The sequence below is a fragment of the bacterium genome (genome assembly GCA_023150945.1).
In the GTDB taxonomy this organism is placed as follows: Bacteria; Zhuqueibacterota; Zhuqueibacteria; order Zhuqueibacterales; family Zhuqueibacteraceae; genus Coneutiohabitans.
Genome location: JAKLJX010000020.1, coordinates 64,218 through 85,723, shown reverse-complemented (window position 1 = coordinate 85,723; position 21,506 = coordinate 64,218). Strand labels below are relative to the sequence as shown.

Annotated in this window: 10 protein-coding genes; 6 read left to right on the top strand and 4 right to left on the bottom strand. The window is 59.1% G+C overall.

Annotated features, from left to right (window positions below; genetic code table 11):
* Positions 1 to 225: 225 nt before the first annotated feature.
* Together L6R21_21780 and L6R21_21775 are read left to right on the top strand one after the other, a co-directional pair.
* Positions 226 to 5,670 carry a hypothetical protein gene (locus tag L6R21_21780; protein ID MCK6561838.1) on the top strand — a complete coding sequence of 1,815 codons (5,445 nt, stop codon included), beginning with the start codon at positions 226 to 228 and terminating at the stop codon, positions 5,668 to 5,670.
* Positions 5,671 to 5,676: 6 nt separating this feature from the next.
* Positions 5,677 to 7,536, top strand: a complete 1,860-nt coding sequence (locus L6R21_21775) for a hypothetical protein (GenBank protein MCK6561837.1) — start codon at positions 5,677 to 5,679, stop codon at positions 7,534 to 7,536.
* Between the two features lie 1,012 nt (positions 7,537 to 8,548).
* Here L6R21_21775 and L6R21_21770 read toward each other — a convergent pair.
* The 4 genes from L6R21_21770 to L6R21_21755 form a co-directional block, all read right to left on the bottom strand.
* A complete protein-coding gene (locus tag L6R21_21770; GenBank protein ID MCK6561836.1) occupies positions 8,549 to 9,547 on the bottom strand; it encodes an ABC transporter permease in 999 nt (332 codons plus the stop codon).
* Between the two features lies 1 nt (position 9,548).
* On the bottom strand, positions 9,549 to 11,087 hold the full coding sequence (locus L6R21_21765; GenBank protein ID MCK6561835.1) for a sugar ABC transporter ATP-binding protein: 1,539 nt from the start codon (positions 11,085 to 11,087) through the stop codon (positions 9,549 to 9,551).
* On the bottom strand, positions 11,075 to 12,067 hold the full coding sequence (locus L6R21_21760) for a substrate-binding domain-containing protein (protein ID MCK6561834.1): 993 nt from the start codon (positions 12,065 to 12,067) through the stop codon (positions 11,075 to 11,077). The genes L6R21_21765 and L6R21_21760 overlap by 13 nt, the downstream gene beginning before the upstream one ends.
* A 173-nt stretch (positions 12,068 to 12,240) precedes the next feature.
* Positions 12,241 to 13,713 carry a rhamnulokinase gene (locus L6R21_21755; GenBank protein MCK6561833.1) on the bottom strand — a complete coding sequence of 491 codons (1,473 nt, stop codon included), beginning with the start codon at positions 13,711 to 13,713 and terminating at the stop codon, positions 12,241 to 12,243.
* A gap of 429 nt (positions 13,714 to 14,142) precedes the next feature.
* On the opposite strand from L6R21_21755, the gene L6R21_21750 reads away from it, so the two are divergent.
* The 4 genes from L6R21_21750 (at position 14,143) to L6R21_21735 (ending at position 21,451) form a co-directional block, all read left to right on the top strand.
* Positions 14,143 to 16,113 (top strand): DUF362 domain-containing protein, encoded by a 1,971-nt coding sequence (locus L6R21_21750; protein ID MCK6561832.1) that lies wholly within the window; start codon positions 14,143 to 14,145, stop codon positions 16,111 to 16,113.
* Positions 16,114 to 16,369: 256 nt separating this feature from the next.
* Positions 16,370 to 17,842, top strand: coding sequence for a glycosyl hydrolase (locus L6R21_21745; GenBank protein MCK6561831.1), 1,473 nt, complete (start codon positions 16,370 to 16,372; stop codon positions 17,840 to 17,842).
* A 149-nt stretch (positions 17,843 to 17,991) separates the two neighbouring features.
* On the top strand, positions 17,992 to 19,005 hold the full coding sequence (locus tag L6R21_21740) for a glycoside hydrolase family 88 protein (GenBank protein ID MCK6561830.1): 1,014 nt from the start codon (positions 17,992 to 17,994) through the stop codon (positions 19,003 to 19,005).
* A gap of 109 nt (positions 19,006 to 19,114) precedes the next feature.
* Positions 19,115 to 21,451 (top strand): alpha-xylosidase, encoded by a 2,337-nt coding sequence (locus L6R21_21735; protein ID MCK6561829.1) that lies wholly within the window; start codon positions 19,115 to 19,117, stop codon positions 21,449 to 21,451.
* The last annotated feature ends 55 nt before the right edge of the window (positions 21,452 to 21,506 follow it).

Below are 21,506 nucleotides of genomic sequence, written 5' to 3'. Positions count from 1 at the left end.
ATCAACCCAAAACAAAGGCATTCCAAAAGAAGTGGTACATCGAGGCCAATCGGCATTTTGATTTCGTTCAGGCAAAATAGCAGGATTGCGATTGAAACATGCCTGGCGGGGGCGAAATAGGCTTCGTGTGGTTCGACCCGTTTTCACACTGCCAACCGGGAACAGTCTGACAAAGAAGAGAATCACCCCACACTTGCTGGCATTTTATGAAGGCACAACCAACCCATGGCTGAATTCGAACAACGCCGCAGCGCGCTGGCTGAGCTGCGCGGCAGACTGACCGAACTGCGGAACCAAACCTTGCTCGCCCGCGAAGCCGTGCGGCAACGCGAACGCGCACTCGCAGAGTTCATGCGCAGCGCAGCCGCCGGACCCAGCGAAGAACGCACCCGCTTGGAAATTGCGCTGCAGCAAGCGCGCGCCGGCGCCGCGCGCCTCGAAAAAGAGCTGGCGGGATTGCGCAGCCGCGAAACCGAATCGCTCAAGGCCTTCGAAGTCTTCACGGATCCACGCGAGAATCTCCGGCAATGGCCTGACCTCCATCCGATTCTGCTTTTTCCGCTGCGCTTGGAGACGCGCTTCAAAACCGGCGTGCGCGGGCAGCCGCAACTTTGGGTGCGCGTCTATCCCGACACTTGCCTGGTCGATTCCTTCGAAGATTCGCTCACCGAGCAGGAGGCGCAGAATGGCCGGATTTTTTGGGCAGCAGTGTGGCGTTCCGGCGGGGAGGAGGCATTGGAGCGCGCGGCGTGGCGGGAACTCGTCGCCGCGCATGGCTCCGGCCGCGCCGGCTGGATCGTGCGGCATTACCAGCCGCTGAATCCCGGCGACAAACCGGAGAAGGACGATGCCACCGGCATTCTCCTGATCATCATTGCCTCTGGGCCGTTACCTGCGCCGGCAAGCGACTACTGGCGTGCGATGTGGCAGGCTGGCGATGATCTCGCCGCGCAGCAGCAGGCATTCACCCAGCTTGCACTCGCGCTCGGCGCTGACCAGGCCCGCGACATTGCGCAGAACTACCGGCCGTTCAACTTCAGCGATGCGCCTGCAGCGCCGCGCACGCGCCAGCAAGTGCAAGTGAAGGTCGCGGTGCTACAAATGGAGGCATTGGACAGCATGGCGACCCGCCGCACTTCGTGGTCGCGCGCACCGCAGGTCGATCTCTTGCCCGAGCGCTTCGTGCTGGTCGGCTATGGCCGCACCGGCACCCCGCTGACCGTGATTGGCAACGTGATTCGCACGCCGTTGATCGCCGGCCCTGATCCCAATGCGCCGCCGGAAGAGCAGCTCAAACCCGTCGACGACACGCTTCAAATTCCAGAACCACTGGCCTGGATGTTCGACTTCGAGCAGGCGCTTGCGGCGGGAATGGCATTCCGGATCAACCTCAATGCCGACCAGGCGCGCGAGGGTTTTGAGCGGGTCATCGTGCTCGGCGTGCGCCTGGGTGATTCTCCGGAACAGGCAACCCACCATCTCGAAAAATTGCTCGAGCATCATCTCTTTAGCCGCACCGGCTTGGAAATCATTCCCCAGGGCACACCCACCAACAACACCGAGCAGACCGGTTCGGGATATTCTTTCCGCGATGACCCCGATGCGACGTTTGATCTCTTTTTCCGGCGCACTCCGGCGTATGCGCTCGCAGACGATCCAATGCTCCGCCGCGACGGCCAGTGGCTCGCGGACTTGTTGGGCGTGCGTCACGAGTTGGTGCAACAGATTCCCCATGCCGGCGGCCGGGATCAAAGCGAGGCGCGCGCGATGCAAATCGCGCTGTGGCCCGGCACGCTCGGCTACCTGATGAAAACACTGCTCGCCCCTGTGTTTTCCGCGCCGGACATCGCCGCCACACGTTCGTTTTTCACGCGCTACGTCAGCGGCCGGGGACCGCTACCCGCGTTGCGGATTGGAAACCAACCTTACGGCATTCTGCCGGTAACGGCATTCGACAGCATCAACTGGTTTGCCTCGCGCGCCGGCGCGGGATTTCCCGGGCAGCTCTACCAAATCCTCAAACGCATCGACGATGATTGGAAACCGCTCGCCGCGCAGCTCAGCTACGTCGGCAAACCGGGCGGTGATCCGCACCAAATCCTGCTGGACGTGCTCGGGCTGCATCCGGCCTCGGTCGAGTATTATCCTCTGCAGGCCGAGAGCGTCGCCCACAAGTTCTACGAGCTCGCTTTTTTGAACTATTCTATCGCGCTCAATTTCCTCGGCCTGTTTCCCGCGATTCTGCCGCTCACGTTGCTGCGCAGCTTCGGCTATGCCGGAGAAGAAGTGCCTGATCTCCTCAACCAAGTTTTCAAAGCCCGCCAGACACCACTCACCGGACCGGTGATTGACGACCGGCCGCTCTCGGAAACTGCGGGCATCCGCAAATATGCCGGTGACAAAAATTACCTCGAATGGTTGGTCGAGGCTGCGCGCGCGGGGATCGAGGCGATTCAGCAGGAGAAGGGATTCGACGACAACAAGAAACCCACGGCCCTGCTGTATTTGCTGCTGCGCCACGCGCTGCAACTGAGTTTTCACGAAACCGGCGTCAGGTTGAAGGCGCTGATTGGACCGCTCCGCGAGGCGCAAGATCTGCAAAGCATGCTGCGCGAGCCGGCGTTTGTCCATATCAGCGAAAGGGCGGAAGCCAGCGAAAGCCGTTACGACCTGCTCTTCCGGCCGGATGAACGCGTGACGCGCGATCCCAAGGTGTTGTTGGGCGACTACATCGCGCGTAATCTCAAGACGGTCGATCCGGACCTGCGCGAGCAAATCGAGGCACTCGAACGGCTGGCCGGCGTGCCGACCGCACGCCTGGAGCGCATTTTCGCGGAGCATCTTGATTGCTGCAGCTTCCGGCTGGACGCATGGAAAACCGGACTGCTCACCTGGCAGCTCGAGAGCATGCGCGCACCGGTTGCCGGCCGTGGGCCTTCCGGAATTTTTCTGGGCGCATTCGGCTGGCTCGAACCTCTGCGGCCGGAGAACAAAGTGTTGACGCCGGTGACGCTGCCGCAGGAACTGGACGAGCTGGTGAACCGGCGCGACTCCCTGCCGTTGGTGCGCGACAACACCAACCTCGGCCTGATCCACGCGCCTTCGCTCAATCACGCGACCACGGCTGCGGTGTTGCGCAACGGCTATCTCGCCAATGACGGCCGCCTCGCGGTCAATCTCTCCTCGCGGCGCGTGCGGCTGGCGCTCGGCATTCTGGAAGGCATGCGCAACGGCCAGTCGCTGGGCGCGCTGCTCGGCTATCAATTCGAACGCCACGTGCATGACCACGGCCCGCTGCAGGTGCGCGATTTGATCTATCATATGCGCCGCGCCTTTCCGCTGGCGGCGAATCAAATTGCCAAAACCAACACGGAGACCGGCGAGGCCCACGAGTCGATCGCAGCGATGAATGTCGTGGACGGCCGGAAGCTGGTGGAACACGCCGAACGCACGGCGGCATTCATCTATCCCTTCGGAGTGACCTCGTTGCCGCGCCGTGCTGCGGAGCAAGAAGCGGCACTCACCGCGGCGTTGGCGCATATTCGGGACATCAACGACGCGGTGGCTGATCTCGTGCTCGCGGAGGGCGTGCATCAGGCCGTGCTCGGCAATTACGAGCGCTCCGCCGGCACGCTCGAGGCATTTGCGCGGGGCAATTATCCCCCCGAACCGGAAGTGATCCGCACGCCACGCAGCGGCATCGCCTTGACGCTGCGCACCGCGATTCATTTCTCACCTGTACCGCCGGCGAACCCGCTGCCTGCGATCGCGTTGACGCCGCTGGCCGCGGCCGAGCCTGCGGTCAATGCCTGGCTGGCAGACCGGCTGCCGTCTCCCGCGCTGGTGGGCTGTCAAGTCACTTTCACCGATCGCGCCGGCAACAGCGAGCAAACTGTCTTCATCACCCAGGAGCAACTCGCGCTGCAGCCGATCGATCTGGTTTATCGCCTCGAAGCCGGCAGGGACCAGGCGCTCGGCGACCTGGATGATCAGATACTCCGCTACTTGCACGCGCATCATGCGCCGCGCCACGATCGTGAAATCCGCCTCCGCCATACCGAACGCGTGAACGGCAATGTCACCTGGTTCGAATTGCAGGCATTGCTGCGCAGCCTGCGGCCGCTGCTGACGGCTTCGCGACCGCTGCAACCTGCGGATTTGATGCGCGCCAACGATGCGACTCGGGAGCAACAAGCCGCGGTCTCTCTGCCACGGGCGCGCGTGGCCGACCGCCGCGACGATCTGCGCAATCAACTGCTGCCCGCGCTCGACAACCTCGCGGCAGCGCTGCAAAACGCTGCCGTGTCCATCGATGACGTGCTGACTCAATTTGCCGCCACGGTGGCGCGCTTCACTGCGTATCGCCTGCCGCAGACCGGCACCGGTTTTGTGTTCGAATGGCGCGCCGGTGCCTACAGTGCGTTGGCCGCGAAAATCTCCGCGCGGGTCGAGGCGTGGAACGCGCGGTTGGCGCGCTTCGACGCGGCGCTCGCCGAGTATGATGCCCAGGCCGCGGCATTGACCGAGAGCGAACGGGTCACCCGGCTGCAAGCCCTCGAAATCATTCTCAAAACCTTGCTCACCAGCCCCTCACCGGATTCGATTAACTATCGTGCCGCGCTGGACAATCTCCGCCTGGCCTTCGTTGCGAAGCGGGACGATTTGCAGCAACTCGTGGATCGGCCGCGCGCCACGCTCACCGTGTTGCTGGGCGATGCCCGGGCCGTGTTGCCACTTACTGATTTCGATCCGGAGGCTCTGGACTTTTCCAGCGAGGAAGGAGAGATCACCCGGTTTCGCGCGCAATTACGCGACGCGGTGTCCAGTTTGAAAGAAGACACGCTGCAGCGCCTGGCACTGGTGGAGGCGCTGTTGGTGCAGCATGACGCGGCTGCTGCCTCTGAATCGCGCGTAAAATTGCTGCAAGAGGCGGGCAAAATCCTGTTGGGAGAGGATTTCCAAATGGTGCCCCAAATCACGCTGCCGGAAGCGACTGCCGAGGAGTTGGCGAATGCCTGGCAGCACAGCACCTCGGGCGATTTGACGCGGCATCTCACCGACACCGGCGACCGCGACTTTCCGGTGGATGACTGGCTGCATGGCGTTGCCCGCGTGCGTGACAAGTTGCGCCACTGGGAGAATGCCGTGCTGCTTGGCGAAGCGCTGACTGCCGCGCCCGCCGCCGAACTCACGCCGCTGCAATTGCCGTTTCAATCCGGTGAGCCCTGGCTGGCGCTGGAATTCCCGGAAAGCCACCAGATTAACAGCGACCGGCTGCTGTATACCGCGCATTTCGCTGAGCCGTTCGACAAAACCAAACCGGTCGCCGGCCTGCTGGTGGATGAATGGACCGAGGTGATTCCCGCACCCGACCAGACCACCGGCATTGCGTTTCATTACGACCGTCCCAATTGCGAGCCGCCGCAATCGTGGCTGCTCGTGCTGCCGGCGGTGCGTGATGGTGCCTGGTCCTGGGAGGAATTGCTCGCCGCGGTGAACGATACGCTGGATGCTGCCAAGCGCCGCGCGCTCGAGCCGGTGCACCTCGACAACACCGCCTACAGTTGGTTTCTGCCGGCAACGATGTCCGCCTACACGTTTCCGGAGATTTCGATTTCGAACAATCTGCTGCGTAATGTGCAGCTCTACGCCGAGCGGCCGAAGGAGTGAACGACTATGGGTTTGCCCTACATTGTACCAAACATGGCAGAGGCGGTGGTGGCGCGGCTGCATCCTGCTGCCACGCGATGGAACCGGCTCGAAGGCCGGCCGCGCACGCACGATTTCGACCGCGCCCTGCGCGCCGAGGTGCGTGATGCGCTGTGGCTGCTCTCGCGGCAATGGCAAATGGGCGAATTTCAAGGAGACGATGCGGGTTCGCCGGTGCTGGCGCGCGTCTGTGTGGAAATCGCGAGTCTCAATCGTTTTCAAGCCGGTGCGGCGGCGGTGGAGGATCTCAAACCCGAGGAACCGCTCGAGGCCGTGGTGGAACGCCGGCCGGTTCCGTTGCGCGCCGGTACGCAATATCTTTCGCTCGATCTGCGTTTGGCAGTGGGGCGGCGCTGGCTGAAATTGCTGGCGCGCGAGGCCGCCAAACCTGGCGGTCTTTCCGCCGACTATCGCGCTGCCTATCGCACGGCCTATGCTGTGTTGGTTCCTGATCCTGCGCAAAAGGCGGACGCGGCGGTGTGCGCTCACCTCGAGGCTTGGCAACAGGCCGGCGCTGCCGCAGAACGAGCCATGGATGGCATCGCTTTGCTCGAATATCTCGTCGATCCGGCGCACAGCGTTTATGACGGCATCGGCGCGAATCCGGCTGACGAGTCCAAACTCGTGGCGCTGGCGGAGCGGTTGCAAGACTGGTTCGCCGGCCTGATCATGCAACCGGAGCAGAACGCAGACACCGCTTGGCAGCCCAGCCGCCTTGAATATCAATTCGGTTGCGCCGCACCACAAGGCGAGGCTGAGCTGGTCATGCGCGCCGAGGAGTATTACCAGGGCAATCTTGATTGGTATGCGCTCGAGCGCCGGCCCGCTGAGCCATCGCTCGGCGACCCGCCGGCAGCGCCGCAGCCACCCCGCCGCGAAGTGCACACGTTTATTCCCACTGCCGTCATGTTCGAGGGCATGCCCAACACGCGCTGGTGGGCGTTTGAAGACCGGCAAACCAATTTCGGCGAGGTGCGGCCGGACACCACTGATCTCGGCAAGCTGCTGTTACTCGAGTTTGGTTTGGTCTATGCGAATGACTGGTTCGTCCTGCCCTACACTGTTCCGCTCGGAACGGTGAGTGAGGTCAAGGGCATTGCGCTGACCAATGTGTTTGGCGAGCGTTTTTGGATCGAGCCGGTGCTCGAGCAACCGGCGACCGATTGGCAAAAGTGGGGCATGTTCACGCTCACGCCTGCAACTGCTGAGCAGCCACCGGCGCCGGCGCGACTGGTTTTGCTGCCGACCGTGCCGAAGGTGCAGGAGGGGCCAGCGCTCGAGGAAGTCGCTTTCATTCGTGATGAGATGGCGAATATGGTGTGGGGCATCGAGCGTCGCATTGCGCTGCCTTCGGGCGCGCCCAAGCCCGGCAGCGAAGCAGCACGCGAGCTGCGGCAATGGTTGGAGCAACTGGCCGGCCCGCCGCCGGCTCCGCCGAATCCGCCGGCAGCGCCGATCCGTTATCAGGTGATGAACACGGTGCCCGAGCACTGGATTCCCTTCATCCCGGTGCATGTCGAGGGCAGCGTGCGGGAGATTCAATTGCAGCGCGCCGCCTTGCCGCGATTCCTTCCCGGCGATCCGAATCCGCCGAAAGCGGAAAAAGTGCGGCCGCGCACCACCCTGCTGCGCCATGGCTTGCCGCGTGCCTACTTCGTGCACGAGGAGGAAGTGCCGCGCGCCGGCGCAGTGGTGAGCCAGGCCTATCAGCGCACGCGCTGGCTCGGCGGCAGAGTCTTCACCTGGCTGGGCGCACGCAAGCAGACCGGTCGCGGCGAAGGTGCCAGCGGCCTGCGCTTCGATTTGCTGGCCGAGATCAAACAGTGAGGCCGGGAAGGAACAAAACGCCTCAAACTGGAATGAAAGAAAAAGCGTAACTCACCGCTGAGTCGCGGAGCACGTGGAGTTATTTCTTTGCATAAAAGCCTACGCCAGATTTCAGACAAGCTGAAATCTGATGCCCTCCTGGCAGCAATAAGCCCAATTCCAACACTTTTGTCTTGCACGAGGTATTCACCACCGCTGTCATTCAGTTGTCATCCCGTGAGATCCTGTGAAGACTGGGGCACACGCCCTTGCCATACACCTCAGAAGCTCACCGCCAGGACGGGGAGAACGCGGAGAAGGACTCTCTTGATTTCAAAACACCGCGCTCTGCGCGGTGCAAGCGGTTGCTTAGTGGTCGGGAATCTTTCGGAATTCTATTCTGACTTTGCGCGCCTTGTGGCTTGCATACTCTCATCGTGATAGAAGGCCAGCTTGACCCCAACGAGGTCGTATGGAATCGCCCACGGGCAGCGCCCTGGAAACCGATAGAATCTCTCGCGCCTAGCCCTGCAGGGGTGGCATTCCTGGCCTGGCTTTATGGCGCCCCGCCGGGGCTTGGAGATTTCTCCTGAATACGGCTTTTCCAGGGCGTTGCCCTTCGCTGCTACATTTCGCCCCTTGGGAGTTGGTTGTCGGTGCAACAGAATTCCACTGCACGTTCCACCCTGATTTGTAGACAAACTGCAAATCAAATCTTCCGCGAAGCAGTAAATAACTGTTTGGCGAAACTCGGTGTCTGCGGTGACCATCGGCGATAGAATTTTCCCACCGAAATGCTTCGAATTGATCGAGCATCGCCGCAAAAACTTTGGCAGGATGATTTATCGGCAAAACAAGTTTGCATCGTTCTGTCGGCAAATTATTCTGCCATGAACTTTTAGAATTCTATTCCAACTTTGAGCGCTTTACGGCTTTTCTCCGCGTCTCCACGGTTTTTTTGATGGTGGGGTTGATGGGATGCAGTTTGCACGCCGACAATTCTTTTCACCGCAATTCACCAAGCAGCGCAGCCTCAATTCGCCGCGCGGTGCCGCAGGCGATCCACCGCGACTGCAATCACGATAACGCAACCGGTGACAGCTTGCGTAATCCACGGCGCCCAGCCATTCAACTGGCAACCGGTGCGAATGATGGTCATGATGATCGCGCCGATCAAGCTGCCCGCAATCGAACCCTCGCCGCCGGAAAGGCTGCCGCCGCCGATCACCACCGCCGCGATGATGTCCAACTCCAAACCCACGGCAGCCGTGGGATCGCCCTGCTCCTGATACGACATCAACATCAAACCCGACAAGCCCGCGCAGGCGCCGGCAATGGCATAGACGGTCACTTTGACGCGATCGACGGCAATGCCGCACAGTTGCGCGGTGCGTTCATTCGAGCCGATCGCAAAAATATGCCGGCCGAGTTTGGTGTAGCGCAGCAAGGCCGCGGCGACAAGCGCCAACACGATCATGAGCCAGGCGCCGGGCGGCACGAGCAGCCATTTGCGTTCGGGCGGCAGCACCGCCAGAAGATTGCTCAGCCAGCTTTGCCCGGCGTTGATTTGCATGCTGTTCGCGATGCCCTTGGCAAAGCCGCGCACGATGAGCAACGTGCCGAGCGTGACAATGAACGGCACCAGCCTGAGGCGCGTGATCAACATCCCGTTGCACCAGCCGCATAGCGTGCCCGCCGCAATCCCGGCGAGTGCAGCCACGCCCGGACGCATGCCGTACGCGACCATCAAATGCGCGATGACCACTGAGCTGAACGCGATGAGGGAACCGCCGGAGAGATCGATGCCGGCGGAAATGATCACCAGCGTCATGCCGATCGCGGCCACGCCCACGATCACGGTTTGCTGCACCATGGTTTCCACCGCGCTCAAGCTGGTGATCTTGTCATTCAGAATGGCAAAAAAGACATAAACCACCACCAGCGCCACCAGCGGGCCGAATTTGTCGAAGAAGTGCCATTTGCTCGTTGCGCCGGGCGGCGTTGCCGACTTCATCGCGTGCACAGTTGTCACCTCAATTCCAGTCTGATTGTCCGGTGGCTGCCAGCAGCAATTGGTGTTCATCGACTTCCGCGACGGGGCGCGGCGCGCTGAGTTTGCCGCGTGCCATCACTGCCACGCGATCGCAAATCCCGCGCAGCTCCGGCAGGTAGCTGCTGACCATGAGCACGGCCTTAGGCTGGGGATGACTCGCTGAAACCAGGTGATCGATGACTTCATAGATCTTGGCTTTGGCGGCCACATCGATGCCGCGCGTGGGTTCGTCCAGCAAGAGAATGTCAACGTCGTGGTGCAGCAAGCGGCTGAGCGCCACTTTTTGTTGATTGCCGCCGGAAAGGTCCGAGACTCTTTGTTGCGCCTCGCGGCAGCGAATGCCCATTGCGGCAATCCATTTGTTCGCGGCGGCGGCTTGCTGCTTGGGCAGAATCAATCCCCACGGACCCAGGCCCGCAAGCTGCGAAAGCGTGACATTGTCGGCCAGCGAAAGGTTGAGTGCGAGGCCTTCTTCTTTGCGATCTTCGCTGAGCAGTCCCACGCCTTGCTGCCAGCGGGTGAGCGGCGAGGCCGGACCCGCATAAACCCCAATCTTGATCTCACCGCTGCGCACGGCCTCCAGGCCGAACAGGACGCGCAATAATTCCGTGCGCCCTGCGCCCACCAGTCCGCACAGCCCCAGCACCTCGCCGCGATAGAGCGTGAGGCTGGCGTCTTTCGGCTTTGCCACGCCGCTGAGATGCTTGACCTCCAAGACCAGCTCACCGCGCTGCCGTGGCGAGCGCGGATACAACTCGTGCACCGTGCGGCCCACCATCATGGCCACGATCTCATCAGGCGTGACCTCGGCGGTGTCGCGCGTGCCCGCCACCCGGCCGTCGCGCAGCACCGTCAACCGGTCGGCAATCTCCTCGACTTCCTCGAGAAAATGGGAAATGTAGATGATGGCGAGGCCTTTGCGCTTGAGGTCGCGAATGATGCGAAACAGGCTTTGAATGTCTCTTTGCGAAAGGCTGCTGGTGGGTTCATCAAAGACGAGCACGGTGCATCCCATTGCCAGCGCGCGGGCGATTTCGACGAGTTGCCGCGCACCGGGCGATAGTTCCCGCACACGTGCCTCGGGCTTGATTTCAGGATGGTCAAAATGCTGCAAGGCGGTCCGCGCGCGCTCGCGCACTTCGCGCCGTTTGATGAAGCCGAACGTGGCGGGCTCCATGCCGAGCAGGAGGTTTTCGGCGACGGTCAAATGCGGCGCCAGCGACAATTCCTGATAGATCATGCCCACGCCCTGCCGGCGGGCTTGCAGCGGACTGCGCGGTTGATATGGCCGGCCTGCCAGCAACATGCTGCCGGCTTCGGGCTGCAGCGCGCCGGACAGGATTTTCATCAGCGTGCTTTTGCCGGCGCCATTTTCGCCCACCAACGCATGCACTTCACCGGCACGCACTTCGAAATCCACCTGCGCCAGGGCCACGGTTGCGCCGAAGCGCTTGTGGATGCCGCGCATCGCCAGGCGCACTGCCGCAGCCGGCACAGAGGACGGAGCTAGTTCAACCATTGGCTCAAATCCGGCTTGATCAACTGCTGCATCTCCGGCGCGTTCATGTTCGCGCGGCTGACGAATGCCACGCCGGTGTCGATGCGCTTTTCAACCGGCCGGCCGTGGAGATGATCGAACATGGTTTTGACGCTGAGATAACCCATGTTAAACGGATTCTGCACCACCAAGCCGTTGATCTCCTCGTTGGCCAGGGCTTCCACCAGCGGCGCGCTGGCATCGAAGCCGATGAAACGCACCGTGCCTGTCAAACGATTGCGGCGCAGGGCCTGCAACATGCCGAACGTGGAAGACTCGTTCGGCGTGAAGATACCGTCCACCGTGAGTTTGCCCTGTGCATCTTTGAAACGCAGAAGCAGATTCTCACTCGCTTGTTGTCCCGATGTGGCGGTGGGCCCGGCATATTGATCCGCGCTCACCACCGTGATCCCGGGAAATGCGGCAATGGCATCCAGAAAGCCGGCCTCGCGCTTTTCGGTGCTGGCCGAGCCTTCGGCATAGCGCAGCATGATGACCTTGCCCTGCCCTCCCAGCATCTCGCCGAGATTCCTTCCCGCAAGCTGCCCGCCGGCGTAGTTGTCGGTTGCCACGAAGCTGACCGTGAAGTCCTGGGCATCCTGCAGATCAGAATCAAAAATCACCACCGGAATGTTTTTGTCCGCCGCGGCCTTGGCGGGGCGGCGCAGCGCCACGTCATCCAGCGGCGCGAGAATGATGCCGCTGACTTGATTGATGACTTGATTGTCAACGATGCTGATCTGCTGCTGCCGCGCATCTTCACGTTCCGGCCCGACCCAAACGATTTCAACGCCAAGCTCGCGCCCGGCCTTGACGGCGCCGGCATGCACGGATTGCCAGAAGCTGTGGGTCGTGCCTTTGGGAATCACAGCCAGGGTGATTTTTCCCTTGCCGGCTTGGCTGCATGAGGACAGCAGCGCCGTGGCAGCGGCCAGCATCAGCAGACAGGAACTTTTGCGCATCAATTTCCTCCTTCAGTCTTATAACGCAGAGATTGGTGAAGAGCATTGTTTCGCGCAGGCCACTGCGCCTGCCCGGATCATTTATCGCCGTCCGACAAAACCACTGCTTCCCTCGGCACGCTGCAACTGCGCGGCAGCTCTGCCAGCGGTGCGAGCAGGGCGGGCTGGCCGCTTCAGCGCAGCAGCGGCTTGATTTTTTGATAAACCTCGCTCCAGCGATCGACCTCGCGCGGCAGATATTCCTTGAGCGGAAACGAATTCCGCACCAGCGTGCGGCCTTCGTCGAAGTTCGCGATCTCGCCGCATGAAATTGCCTGGCTGATGACATTGCCGAGCGCGGTGGTCTCGACCGGACCGGCAATCACCGGCAGGCCGGTGGCGTTCGCTGTGAATTGGTTGAGCAACTCGTTTTGCGAGCCGCCGCCGACCAGGTGAATGACCTCCACCGGTTCCGCGCTGACGGCGTTGATTCTGGCGATGATGAAGCGGTATCGGAAGGCCAGGCTTTCCAGAATCGTGCGGACGCAAGCGCCTTTGGATGCGGGCGGGGTTTGCTGCGTCTGCCGGCAGAAGTCTGAAATCGCCTGCGGCATGTTGTCCGGATTGATGAAGACGGGCGCGTCCGGATCGATGATCGCGTGAAACGCCGGCGCACGCTCGGCCAGCGCGATCAACTCGGCGTATTCATGCGCCTCGCCTGCTGCTGCCCAGTCTTTGCGGCAGCGCTGCAACAGCCAGAGTCCCATGGTGTTGCGCAGAAAGCGGATTTTGTTGTTCAGCCCGCCTTCGTTGGTGAAGTTGTAGTTGCGGCCACGCTCGTCGACAATCGGTTCATCGCGTTCAACTCCCACCAGCGACCACGTGCCCGAGCTGATGTAGGCCCAGTTGGCCGCGCGCGCCGGAATGGCGGCCACCGCGCACGCCGTGTCATGCCCGCCGCAGGCGATCACCTCCGCCGTTCGCAGTCCCGTCGCCGTGGCGACCGGCGGCAGCAGTTTTCCCAGTTTCGTTCCGGGCATGATGATGGGAGGCATGAGGCGCAGCGGAAGGTTGAGCTTGGCAAAAATTTCACCGGCCCAGACTTTGGTTTTGGCGTGGAGCAATTGCGACGTCGAGGCGATGCTGTATTCCGCGGCTTTCGCTCCGGTGAGCATGAAGTTGAAGAGATCCGGCACGAAAAGCAAGCTCTCAGCCGCTTGCAACACCGCAGCTTTTGCTTCGACCAGACTCAGCAATTGATAAAGCGTGTTGATCGGCATGATTTGAATGCCGGTGAGGGCATACAGCTCGGCCGCCGGAATCAGCTCGAAGCCGCGTTCGACCATGCCGTTGGTGCGGGCATCGCGATAGGCCACCGGATCTTCGAGCAACCGATCGTTGCGATCCAACAGGCCAAAATCAACGCCCCACGTGTCGATGCCGATCGCGGCAATGTCCCGGTGGCCCTGCTGCGCGGCGCGCGTGAGGCCCTGTTGCAATTCGCTCATCAGCCCGCCGGCCTGCCAGCGGAGATGGCCTGCCTGCATGATGGGAGAGTTTTCGAAACGGTGGATTTCCGTGAGTGAAATGTGGTCGCCGGCCAGTGTCCCCAAAATCGCGCGACCGCTTTCCGCCCCCAAATCAAAGGCTAGGTACTTGTTCGGCATGGGAAAGCACCTTGTGGTGAGGAAGGTTCATGGCAACAGGCACGTGATAGGGAATGAGTCACGGCGACCCGGCGACCTGGTGATCACAACTCTGCTTGCCGTCATCCGTCCTGGCTGAGACAATCTGCCGGATCATGCGGGTGAATTTTCGCGAAAGAAGATAACGATCCGCAGCCACAACGTCAATGGCCCCGCATGAGCCGCGTCCGATCGGCGCCCTTGCTCTCGGGCGAGCGTTTTTCCACGCCGCTCCTTCAAACGCCGGGCTGCGGGCAGTCTGCCGGAACAACCAAGATGCAAACTGCCTGTTGAATTTCTTGCAGGAAAAGTTAACTTGGCAATGCCGCCGCAACCGTTCTTGGACAATTCTTCCGCGCGCAATTCCAACCGTACGATCTCATTGGCAACCGGGCATTGGAGAAAATGATCATGAATGCGAACCCCAAGCAATCCGAATCATCCACAGATCAATCTTCTAAGCGCCTGACCTTTGGAAGACTATATTTCCATCTCATCGGACTCGGCGCTTTGATCTGGTTTCTTGTCCGCGTCATTCCCAAACCGAGCCGTGCCGCCTATCCCTGCATGCGTGCCGCCTTTCCGGTAGCCTCTGCTTTTGTGCTCTACATACTCGGCCTGGCCGCTTCGGCATTGGCCTTGGTCAAGGCCAAGGCGCATTGGCGGAGCGCGCGCTACGCGATCGCCGCACTGTTTCTGATTCTTGCGGCAATCAGCGGATTCCTTGCTTTGCAAGCCGACCAGCCCTTTGTCTATGCCGATTCCCGCTCGCGGGATCCGTCCAATCAGCCCATGGGAAATGGCCAGGGAATCTTTCCCGGACGGGTGGTTTGGGCGTGGAATCCGGAGGCCACGAACGAGAGTTGCAGAAATGATAATTGGGGAGAAGCCTACCACGAGCCCAAAAACTCCAATATGAATGTCATCCAGGCAATGATCGACCGATCTTTGCTGAGCCTGACCGGCGAGCCTTCGGTGAGCGCGGCCTGGAACGCGCTGTTCATTCATTTCAACCAGCACAAGGGCAGGGGCGCGGTGGGTTATCAACCCGGCCAGAAGATTTTCATCAAGACCAATGCGGTGAGCACGCCGGTGGACGGCTCTCACAACTATAGCGGCTTGAGCAACTACACCATGGCCAAAACCTCGCCGCAGCCGGTGCTCGCCATTTTGCGGCAATTGGTCAATGTCGCCGGCGTTGCGCAGGAAAACATCTCAGTGGGCGATCCGATTCAGAGTGTGCCCAATGACTACTGGGACATCTGGCACACTGAATTTCCCAACGTGAAGTACATTTCGAGCGTGGGAGGCAACGGCCGCACCAAATCGCTGGCCGGCAGCCGGGCGAGTTTGTTCTATTCCGATCGCGGCGCGGTGTTGCGTTCCGGTGATTGGGGCGATGCCACCAAGGGCGTTCCTATTTACGATGACAAGCTGTACGCGGTCATTGAACAAGCCGATTACATGATCAACCTCGCCGCGCTGAAGGTGCACGAAAGAGCCGGCGTGACGCTGTTGGCCAAATGCCATTTCGGCTCGCATACCCGCACCAACGCTTTGCACGTCCACAACGGCTTGGTCAATCCTGACGGCCTGCCGACCGCCGCTCCCCAGCGCGACGGCTACGGGCTTTATCGCGTGTTGGTTGATTTGATGGGACACGAGAAGTTGGGAGGCAACACCATTCTCAATGTCGTGGATGGTCTGTGGGGCGGACCCGGCGCGAATCTTCGTCCGGTCAAATTCAAAATGGCGCCGTTCAACAATGACTGGCCCTCTTCGATCCTCATGTCGCAGGATCAGGTGGCGCTGGAATCCGTCTGTTTTGATCTTCTCAAGGCCGAATTCACCGGCGACCAGCATGCGGAAACCTATCCGCAAATGGTGGGCGTTGATGATCATCTCCATCAAGCTGCGGACTCGAGCACCTGGCCCGCTGGCATCAAGTATGATCCTGAAAAAGACGGAATTGTGCTTGCCAGCCTGGGCGTGCACGAGCATTGGAATAACGCCAATGACCAGCAGTATTCGCGCGATCTCGGCATCGGTGCAGGCATCGAGTTGATCAAGCTCCACGGCGTGACTTCCGTCAGCGCGCCGGCAGTGCCAGAGGGGCCGCGCGGCTTTCGCCTGGAAGCCAATTTCCCCAATCCGTGCAAGGCAGGCACGCGCATCGTTTATGAAGTGCCGGCAAACCTGCGTGTGCGCCTCGAGCTTTTCAACATGAACGGCCAGCGGTTGGCAGTATTGGTGGATGACTTCCAGGCCGCCGGCAAGCATTCGGTCGATTTCGATGCAGCAGGCCTGGCGAGCGGCACTTACGTCTATCGGCTTTCGACTTCGCAAACCACACTCACCCGGAAGCTGGCCCTGGTGAGGTAGGGCTTGTTGTTCTTACTCCTACTCGCTTTTAGAAACTCCAATGCAGAGTACGAGAAAAAACAGGAGCAGCGGTGATCAGCACAATCAACTCAACTCGAGAAGTTCAGAGAAAGAATGGGCAGACGCGAAGCTCTGCTTTACAGCGCAGGACCGCGCCGTTTGCCTGAAGCAGTGCAGCCAACACCCACGCACATGCCAGCGTCGGACTTTCTGTGACTGTTGAAACAGAACTCACTATTTGCTCTGGAGAAACGCCATGCTGCCATTTACCAAACAACTCACTGCCCTTTGCCTGACGCTGATTGTGTCGTTCTCGACCTATGCTGCCGCGCAGGCGTTGGACGGACCTCAAGATGTCAATGCTTCTGCCGCGAGGCAGTGGAGCAAAGCCGAGGTTTATGTCACCGCCAAGGCAACGAACGACAGAATCACAAAAAAAGAGCCGCTGACCTTTCTCCCGCTCGAACAACCGGATGAGCACACGCCGACCATTATCCTCGACAAGGACAAGACGTTTCAAACCCTCGTCGGTATCGGTGGCGCGCTGACGGATGCCTCCGCTGAGACGTTTTACAAATTGCCCGCGAAACAACAACAGGAAATCCTCACCGCCTTTTTTGACAAAGCGCAGGGCATCGGCTTCACGCTGTGCCGGACGAATATTCACAGTTGCGATTTTTCCAGTTCAAGCTACACCTATGCGGAAATTCCCGGCGATAGCAGTTTGCAACACTTCAGCATTGCGCCGGATTTGAAATACAAGATTCCTTTCATCAAAGCCGCATTCGCGCAGGCCGGCGCCGAGTTCAAATTGTTCGCTTCTCCCTGGAGTCCGCCGGCGTGGATGAAAACCAACAACAACATGCTGCAGGGCGGCAAATTGCGGCCGGAATACAACCAAACCTGGGCGAACTATTTCGTCCGCTTCGTTCAGGAGTTCGAAAAAGCCGGCGTGCCGATTTGGGGGTTGACCGTGCAAAACGAGCCGATGGCCGTGCAAACCTGGGAATCGTGCATCTTCACCGCGACGGAAGAACGGGATTTTGTGAAATACCATCTCGGGCCGGCATTGGAACGCGCCGGCTTGTCGCGCCTCAAGCTGATGATCTGGGATCACAACCGCGGCATCATGTATCAACGCGCAAAAGTTGTTTACGACGATCCGGTGGCGTCGAAGTATGTGTGGGGCGCCGGCTTTCATTGGTACGTTGGTGATCATTTCGACAACGTCCGGCTGGTGCATGACGCTTATCCGGACAAGGAGCTGGTCTTCACGGAGGGCACCGAGGCCAATTTCGATGCGAACAAAGTCAAAGACTGGCAATGGGGCGAGTTCTTTGGCAAGTCGATCATCATGGATTTGAACAACTGGGCTTCAGGTTGGGTGGCTTGGAATGTCATTCTCGATGAGCGCGGCGGTCCGAACCACGTCGGCAATTTTTGCATGGCGCCGATTATCTGTAACACCAAAACCGGCGAGCTGACCTATATGAATTCTTTTTACTATCTCGGGCATTTTTCGAAATTCCTCCGCCCCGGCGCCAAGCGCATCATTTGTTCTTCCAATCACGATGATCTTTTGGCAACGGCATTTCTCAATCCTGACGGGAAAATTGCCGTGGTGGTGATGAATCAAACGGAAAAGGATATCGCGTTTCATGCTTGGATTGAAAACCAGGCGGTGAAAACGAATAGTCCGGCGCATTCGATTGTCACGCTGGTCTTGTGAAAGAAATCCGAGGCTCCTCCCGCACTCGTCCAATCACCTGATTCACCAAACGAGGCTTGAGCAACATGCGAAAACTTTTCGGCCCTTTCTGCTTGATTCTTGTATTCGCAGCGATCATCAGCACAGTGACGCGCAGCCAGGAGAGGGAGATGAATGTCTTCTCACAGTCATTTGCCTCCACAGTGATGAAAAAAGTCTGCGACTGGCAACTGCAGAATCCCGTGGCGCTCAATGAACGCAATGAGAATGACTGGGCGCGCGCCGCTTTCTACACCGGCGTGATGGCGACCTACCGAACGACGCAGGAAAAGAAATACCTCGATGCCGCCATCGCCTGGTCGGAATCATGCGACTGGAAACTGGCCAGGCGACTGCGGCATGCCGACGATCATGCCCGCGGCCAGACGTTTCTGGAAATCTATGAAATCATGCAAAAGCCCGGGATGATCGCGGACGTCCAGAGCACGTTTGATTCGCTCATCGCCGACCCCAAGTCCGGCCGCGAGGATTGGTGGTGGTGCGATGCGCTATTCATGGCGCCACCGGTGCTGGCCAGGCTGGCGGCGGCAACTGGTGACAATCGCTATCTCGGATTTCTCAACACCATGTTTTGGGATACACACGATTTTCTCTATGACAAGGAAGAACACCTGTTCTTTCGAGACCAATCCTATTTCGACAAGAAAACACCCAATGGCAGCAAAACTTTTTGGGCGAGAGGCAACGGTTGGGTGATGGCAGGCACCGTGCGAGTGCTGCAATACCTCCCAAAGGATGATCCTTTCCGCGATCGCTATGTGGCATTACTGCAGGAAATGGCCGCCGCGATCAAGAGAATTCAAGGAGAAGACGGCTTGTGGCGGCCCAGTTTGCTGGATGCCAAGGAAGTGCCGCATCCGGAGACCAGCGGTTCATCGTTTTTTTGTTATGCCTTGGCGTGGGGCATCAACAACGGACTCTTGAGTAAAGACGAATATTTGCCCGTCGTGAAAAAGGCTTGGCAAGGTCTGAATTCGTGGGTGACGGCTGAAGGCAAACTGCAATGGGTGCAGCCGATTGGCGCCGCGCCGGACAAAGTCACGAGGGAAAACTTTCAAGAGTATGGCTCCGGCGCATTCTTGTTGGCGGGCAGCGAGATTTACAAGTTGAACATAAAACCATAAGCGGGATTTTATGAACCACAGACCAGGCATCTATGATCGACTCTGTTCCTTTGCCATTGCGGTGCTTGCAAGCGCGTGGATACACACCACCGCCTTGGCGCAGATTCCGATGCATTCACCAGATAAGAATCAACATCTGTTGAATGAGCCGATTGATATCAGCGATGATTTTCGAAATTTCTCAAATACTTATTATGTAGCGGACAGCCTTTCCGCCTTTGATCCGAAAACCGGCAAGGGTGAGCTGACTTACCGGCGCTATGAATACGCCACGCGCCACGCTTTCAACAACATGTTAGCCGTCTTGCAGCGAGCCGCTGCCAATGAGTTCCCGACGGTTGAATATGCCGCTGCACCGGCGCTGCCTTTTTCGGTTGAGTTTGTCTCGGCGCGCACGATCCGCATGCGGGCAAGCTCGCGCTTTCAGATCATGCCGGAGCAGGAATCTCTCATGCTGGTCAACGGCAAAGCGCCGCTGGACAACAGCGCCTGGCGATACAGTAAAATTAATGGCGGCCATCTTTACACCAGCCCATACGGTTCGGTCATCATCCGCGAAGCGCCCTGGCACATTGAGATACGCGATGGCGCTGGAAAGCTGCTCACGCGCACGATTCATATCAACGATGGCGCAGAAACGTTCACGCCGTTGCTGCCTTTCTGTTATGTTCGCCGCGCTTCTGATTATTCCACGAGCATGGCAGCGGTGTTTTCGCTCTCACCCGATGAAAAAATCTTCGGCTGCGGCGAGTCGTTCACGGCATTCAACAAGCGCGGCCAGAAAGTAGTTTTGTGGACGGACGATTCCAACGGCGTGCAAAACGAGACGATGTACAAGCCCATTCCATTTTTCATGAGCAGTCGCGGCTACGGGATGTTCATGCACACCTCTTCGCCGATCACCTGCAATTTCGGCAAGTATTACAGCGGCAACATGGCGCTGATGATGGGCGACGATGAGCTTGACCTGTTCGTTTTTCTCGGCAGCCCCAAGGACATTCTCGATGAATACACCGATCTCACCGGCAAAGCCGCCATGCCGCCGTTGTGGTCATTCGGTTTCTGGATGAGCCGCATCACCTACTTCTCCGAAGCCGAAGGCCGCTCGGTTGTCAGAAAACTTCGCGACAACAAAATCCCGTGCGATGTGATTCATTTCGACACTGGCTGGTTTGAAACCGATTGGCGCTGTGATTACCAGTTTTCCAAATCGCGCTTCGACAATGCCGCGCAAATGATGGCCGACTTCAAAAAGATGGGCATCCAAACTTGCCTGTGGCAGTTGCCCTATTTCACGCCAAAGAACACGTTATTTCCTGAAATCATACAAAAGAATCTTTTTGTGAAGGATCGCAAAGGCAATCTGCCTTACGAAGACGCTGTTCTCGATTTGTCGAATCCAGCGACGATCAAATGGTATCAGGACAAAATCGGCGGCTTGCTGCAGCAAGGCGTCGGTGTCATCAAAGTCGATTTTGGCGAGGCTGCACCTCCCGATGGAATTTATGCTTCAGGTCGCACCGGTTTTTACGAGCACAATCTGTATCCCCTGCGTTATAACAAGGCGGTTGCTGAAATCACCAAACAGATCACCGGCGAGACGATCATTTGGGCGCGCAGTGCCTGGGCCGGCAGCCAGCGCTATCCGGTGCATTGGGGTGGCGATCCCGCCAACACCAACACCGCGATGGCCGCAACACTGCGCGCGGGTTTGTCATTTGGACTCTCGGGATTTTCATTCTGGGCGCATGACATCGGCGGATTTGTCCATCGCACGCCGGAAGACATTTATCGCCGCTGGGCGCCGTTCGGCTTCCTCACCTCTCATACACGCAGCCACGGCGCGCCGCCCAAAGAGCCGTGGGAATATGGTGAAGATTTCATGAATGCCTTCCGCAAGGCCGGCGAGATGAAATACAAGCTCATGCCTTACGTCTATGCCCAGGCGAAAGATTGCACCGAACGCGGTCTACCGATGGTGCGCGCCCTATTCGTGGAGTTCCCGGATGATCCCGGTTCATGGGAAGTGGATGATCAATACTTGTTTGGCTCGGACATGCTGGTCGCGCCGTTGTTTGAAAATGTCACTGCGCGCAACGTTTACCTGCCACCGGGTCAATGGATTGACTATCAAACCAAAAAAATCTACGCCGGCGGTTGGCACAACATACAGGCCGGCGAGATTCCCATCGTCGTGCTGGTGAAAGAAGGAGCGGTGATTCCGCACCTCAAGCTCGCGCAATCAACGGCGCAGATGGACTGGTCGCAAATCGAACTGGTGGTTTACGCCAATGATGCGCTAACCGCGCAAGGGTTGGTTTGTCTGCCTGCAGACCAGGTGCTGCGCAAAATAACTCTCACCAGCAAAAATGGCGCCTTTAGTTTCGCCGGCAATTCACTTCCCACTACGGTAACCTGGAAAGTGCGGAAGAATGTTGAGCAGTGAATGTGTCGAGTTGAGCCTGAGTGATGCGAAATGTTCCCAATGGAATCATTGGTCG

Excerpts from the sequence above, each read along its gene's own strand:
- L6R21_21735 (MCK6561829.1), top strand. The coding sequence starts at position 19,115 with ATGCATTCACCAGATAAGAATCAACATCTGTTGAATGAGCCGATTGAT.
- L6R21_21740 (MCK6561830.1), top strand. The coding sequence starts at position 17,992 with ATGAATGTCTTCTCACAGTCATTTGCCTCCACAGTGATGAAAAAAGTC.
- L6R21_21745 (MCK6561831.1), top strand. The coding sequence starts at position 16,370 with ATGCTGCCATTTACCAAACAACTCACTGCCCTTTGCCTGACGCTGATT.
- L6R21_21780 (MCK6561838.1), top strand. The coding sequence starts at position 226 with ATGGCTGAATTCGAACAACGCCGCAGCGCGCTGGCTGAGCTGCGCGGC.
- L6R21_21760 (MCK6561834.1), bottom strand. The coding sequence starts at position 12,067 with ATGCGCAAAAGTTCCTGTCTGCTGATGCTGGCCGCTGCCACGGCGCTG.
- L6R21_21750 (MCK6561832.1), top strand. The coding sequence starts at position 14,143 with ATGAATGCGAACCCCAAGCAATCCGAATCATCCACAGATCAATCTTCT.
- L6R21_21775 (MCK6561837.1), top strand. The coding sequence starts at position 5,677 with ATGGGTTTGCCCTACATTGTACCAAACATGGCAGAGGCGGTGGTGGCG.
- L6R21_21765 (MCK6561835.1), bottom strand. The coding sequence starts at position 11,087 with ATGGTTGAACTAGCTCCGTCCTCTGTGCCGGCTGCGGCAGTGCGCCTG.
- L6R21_21755 (MCK6561833.1), bottom strand. The coding sequence starts at position 13,713 with ATGCCGAACAAGTACCTAGCCTTTGATTTGGGGGCGGAAAGCGGTCGC.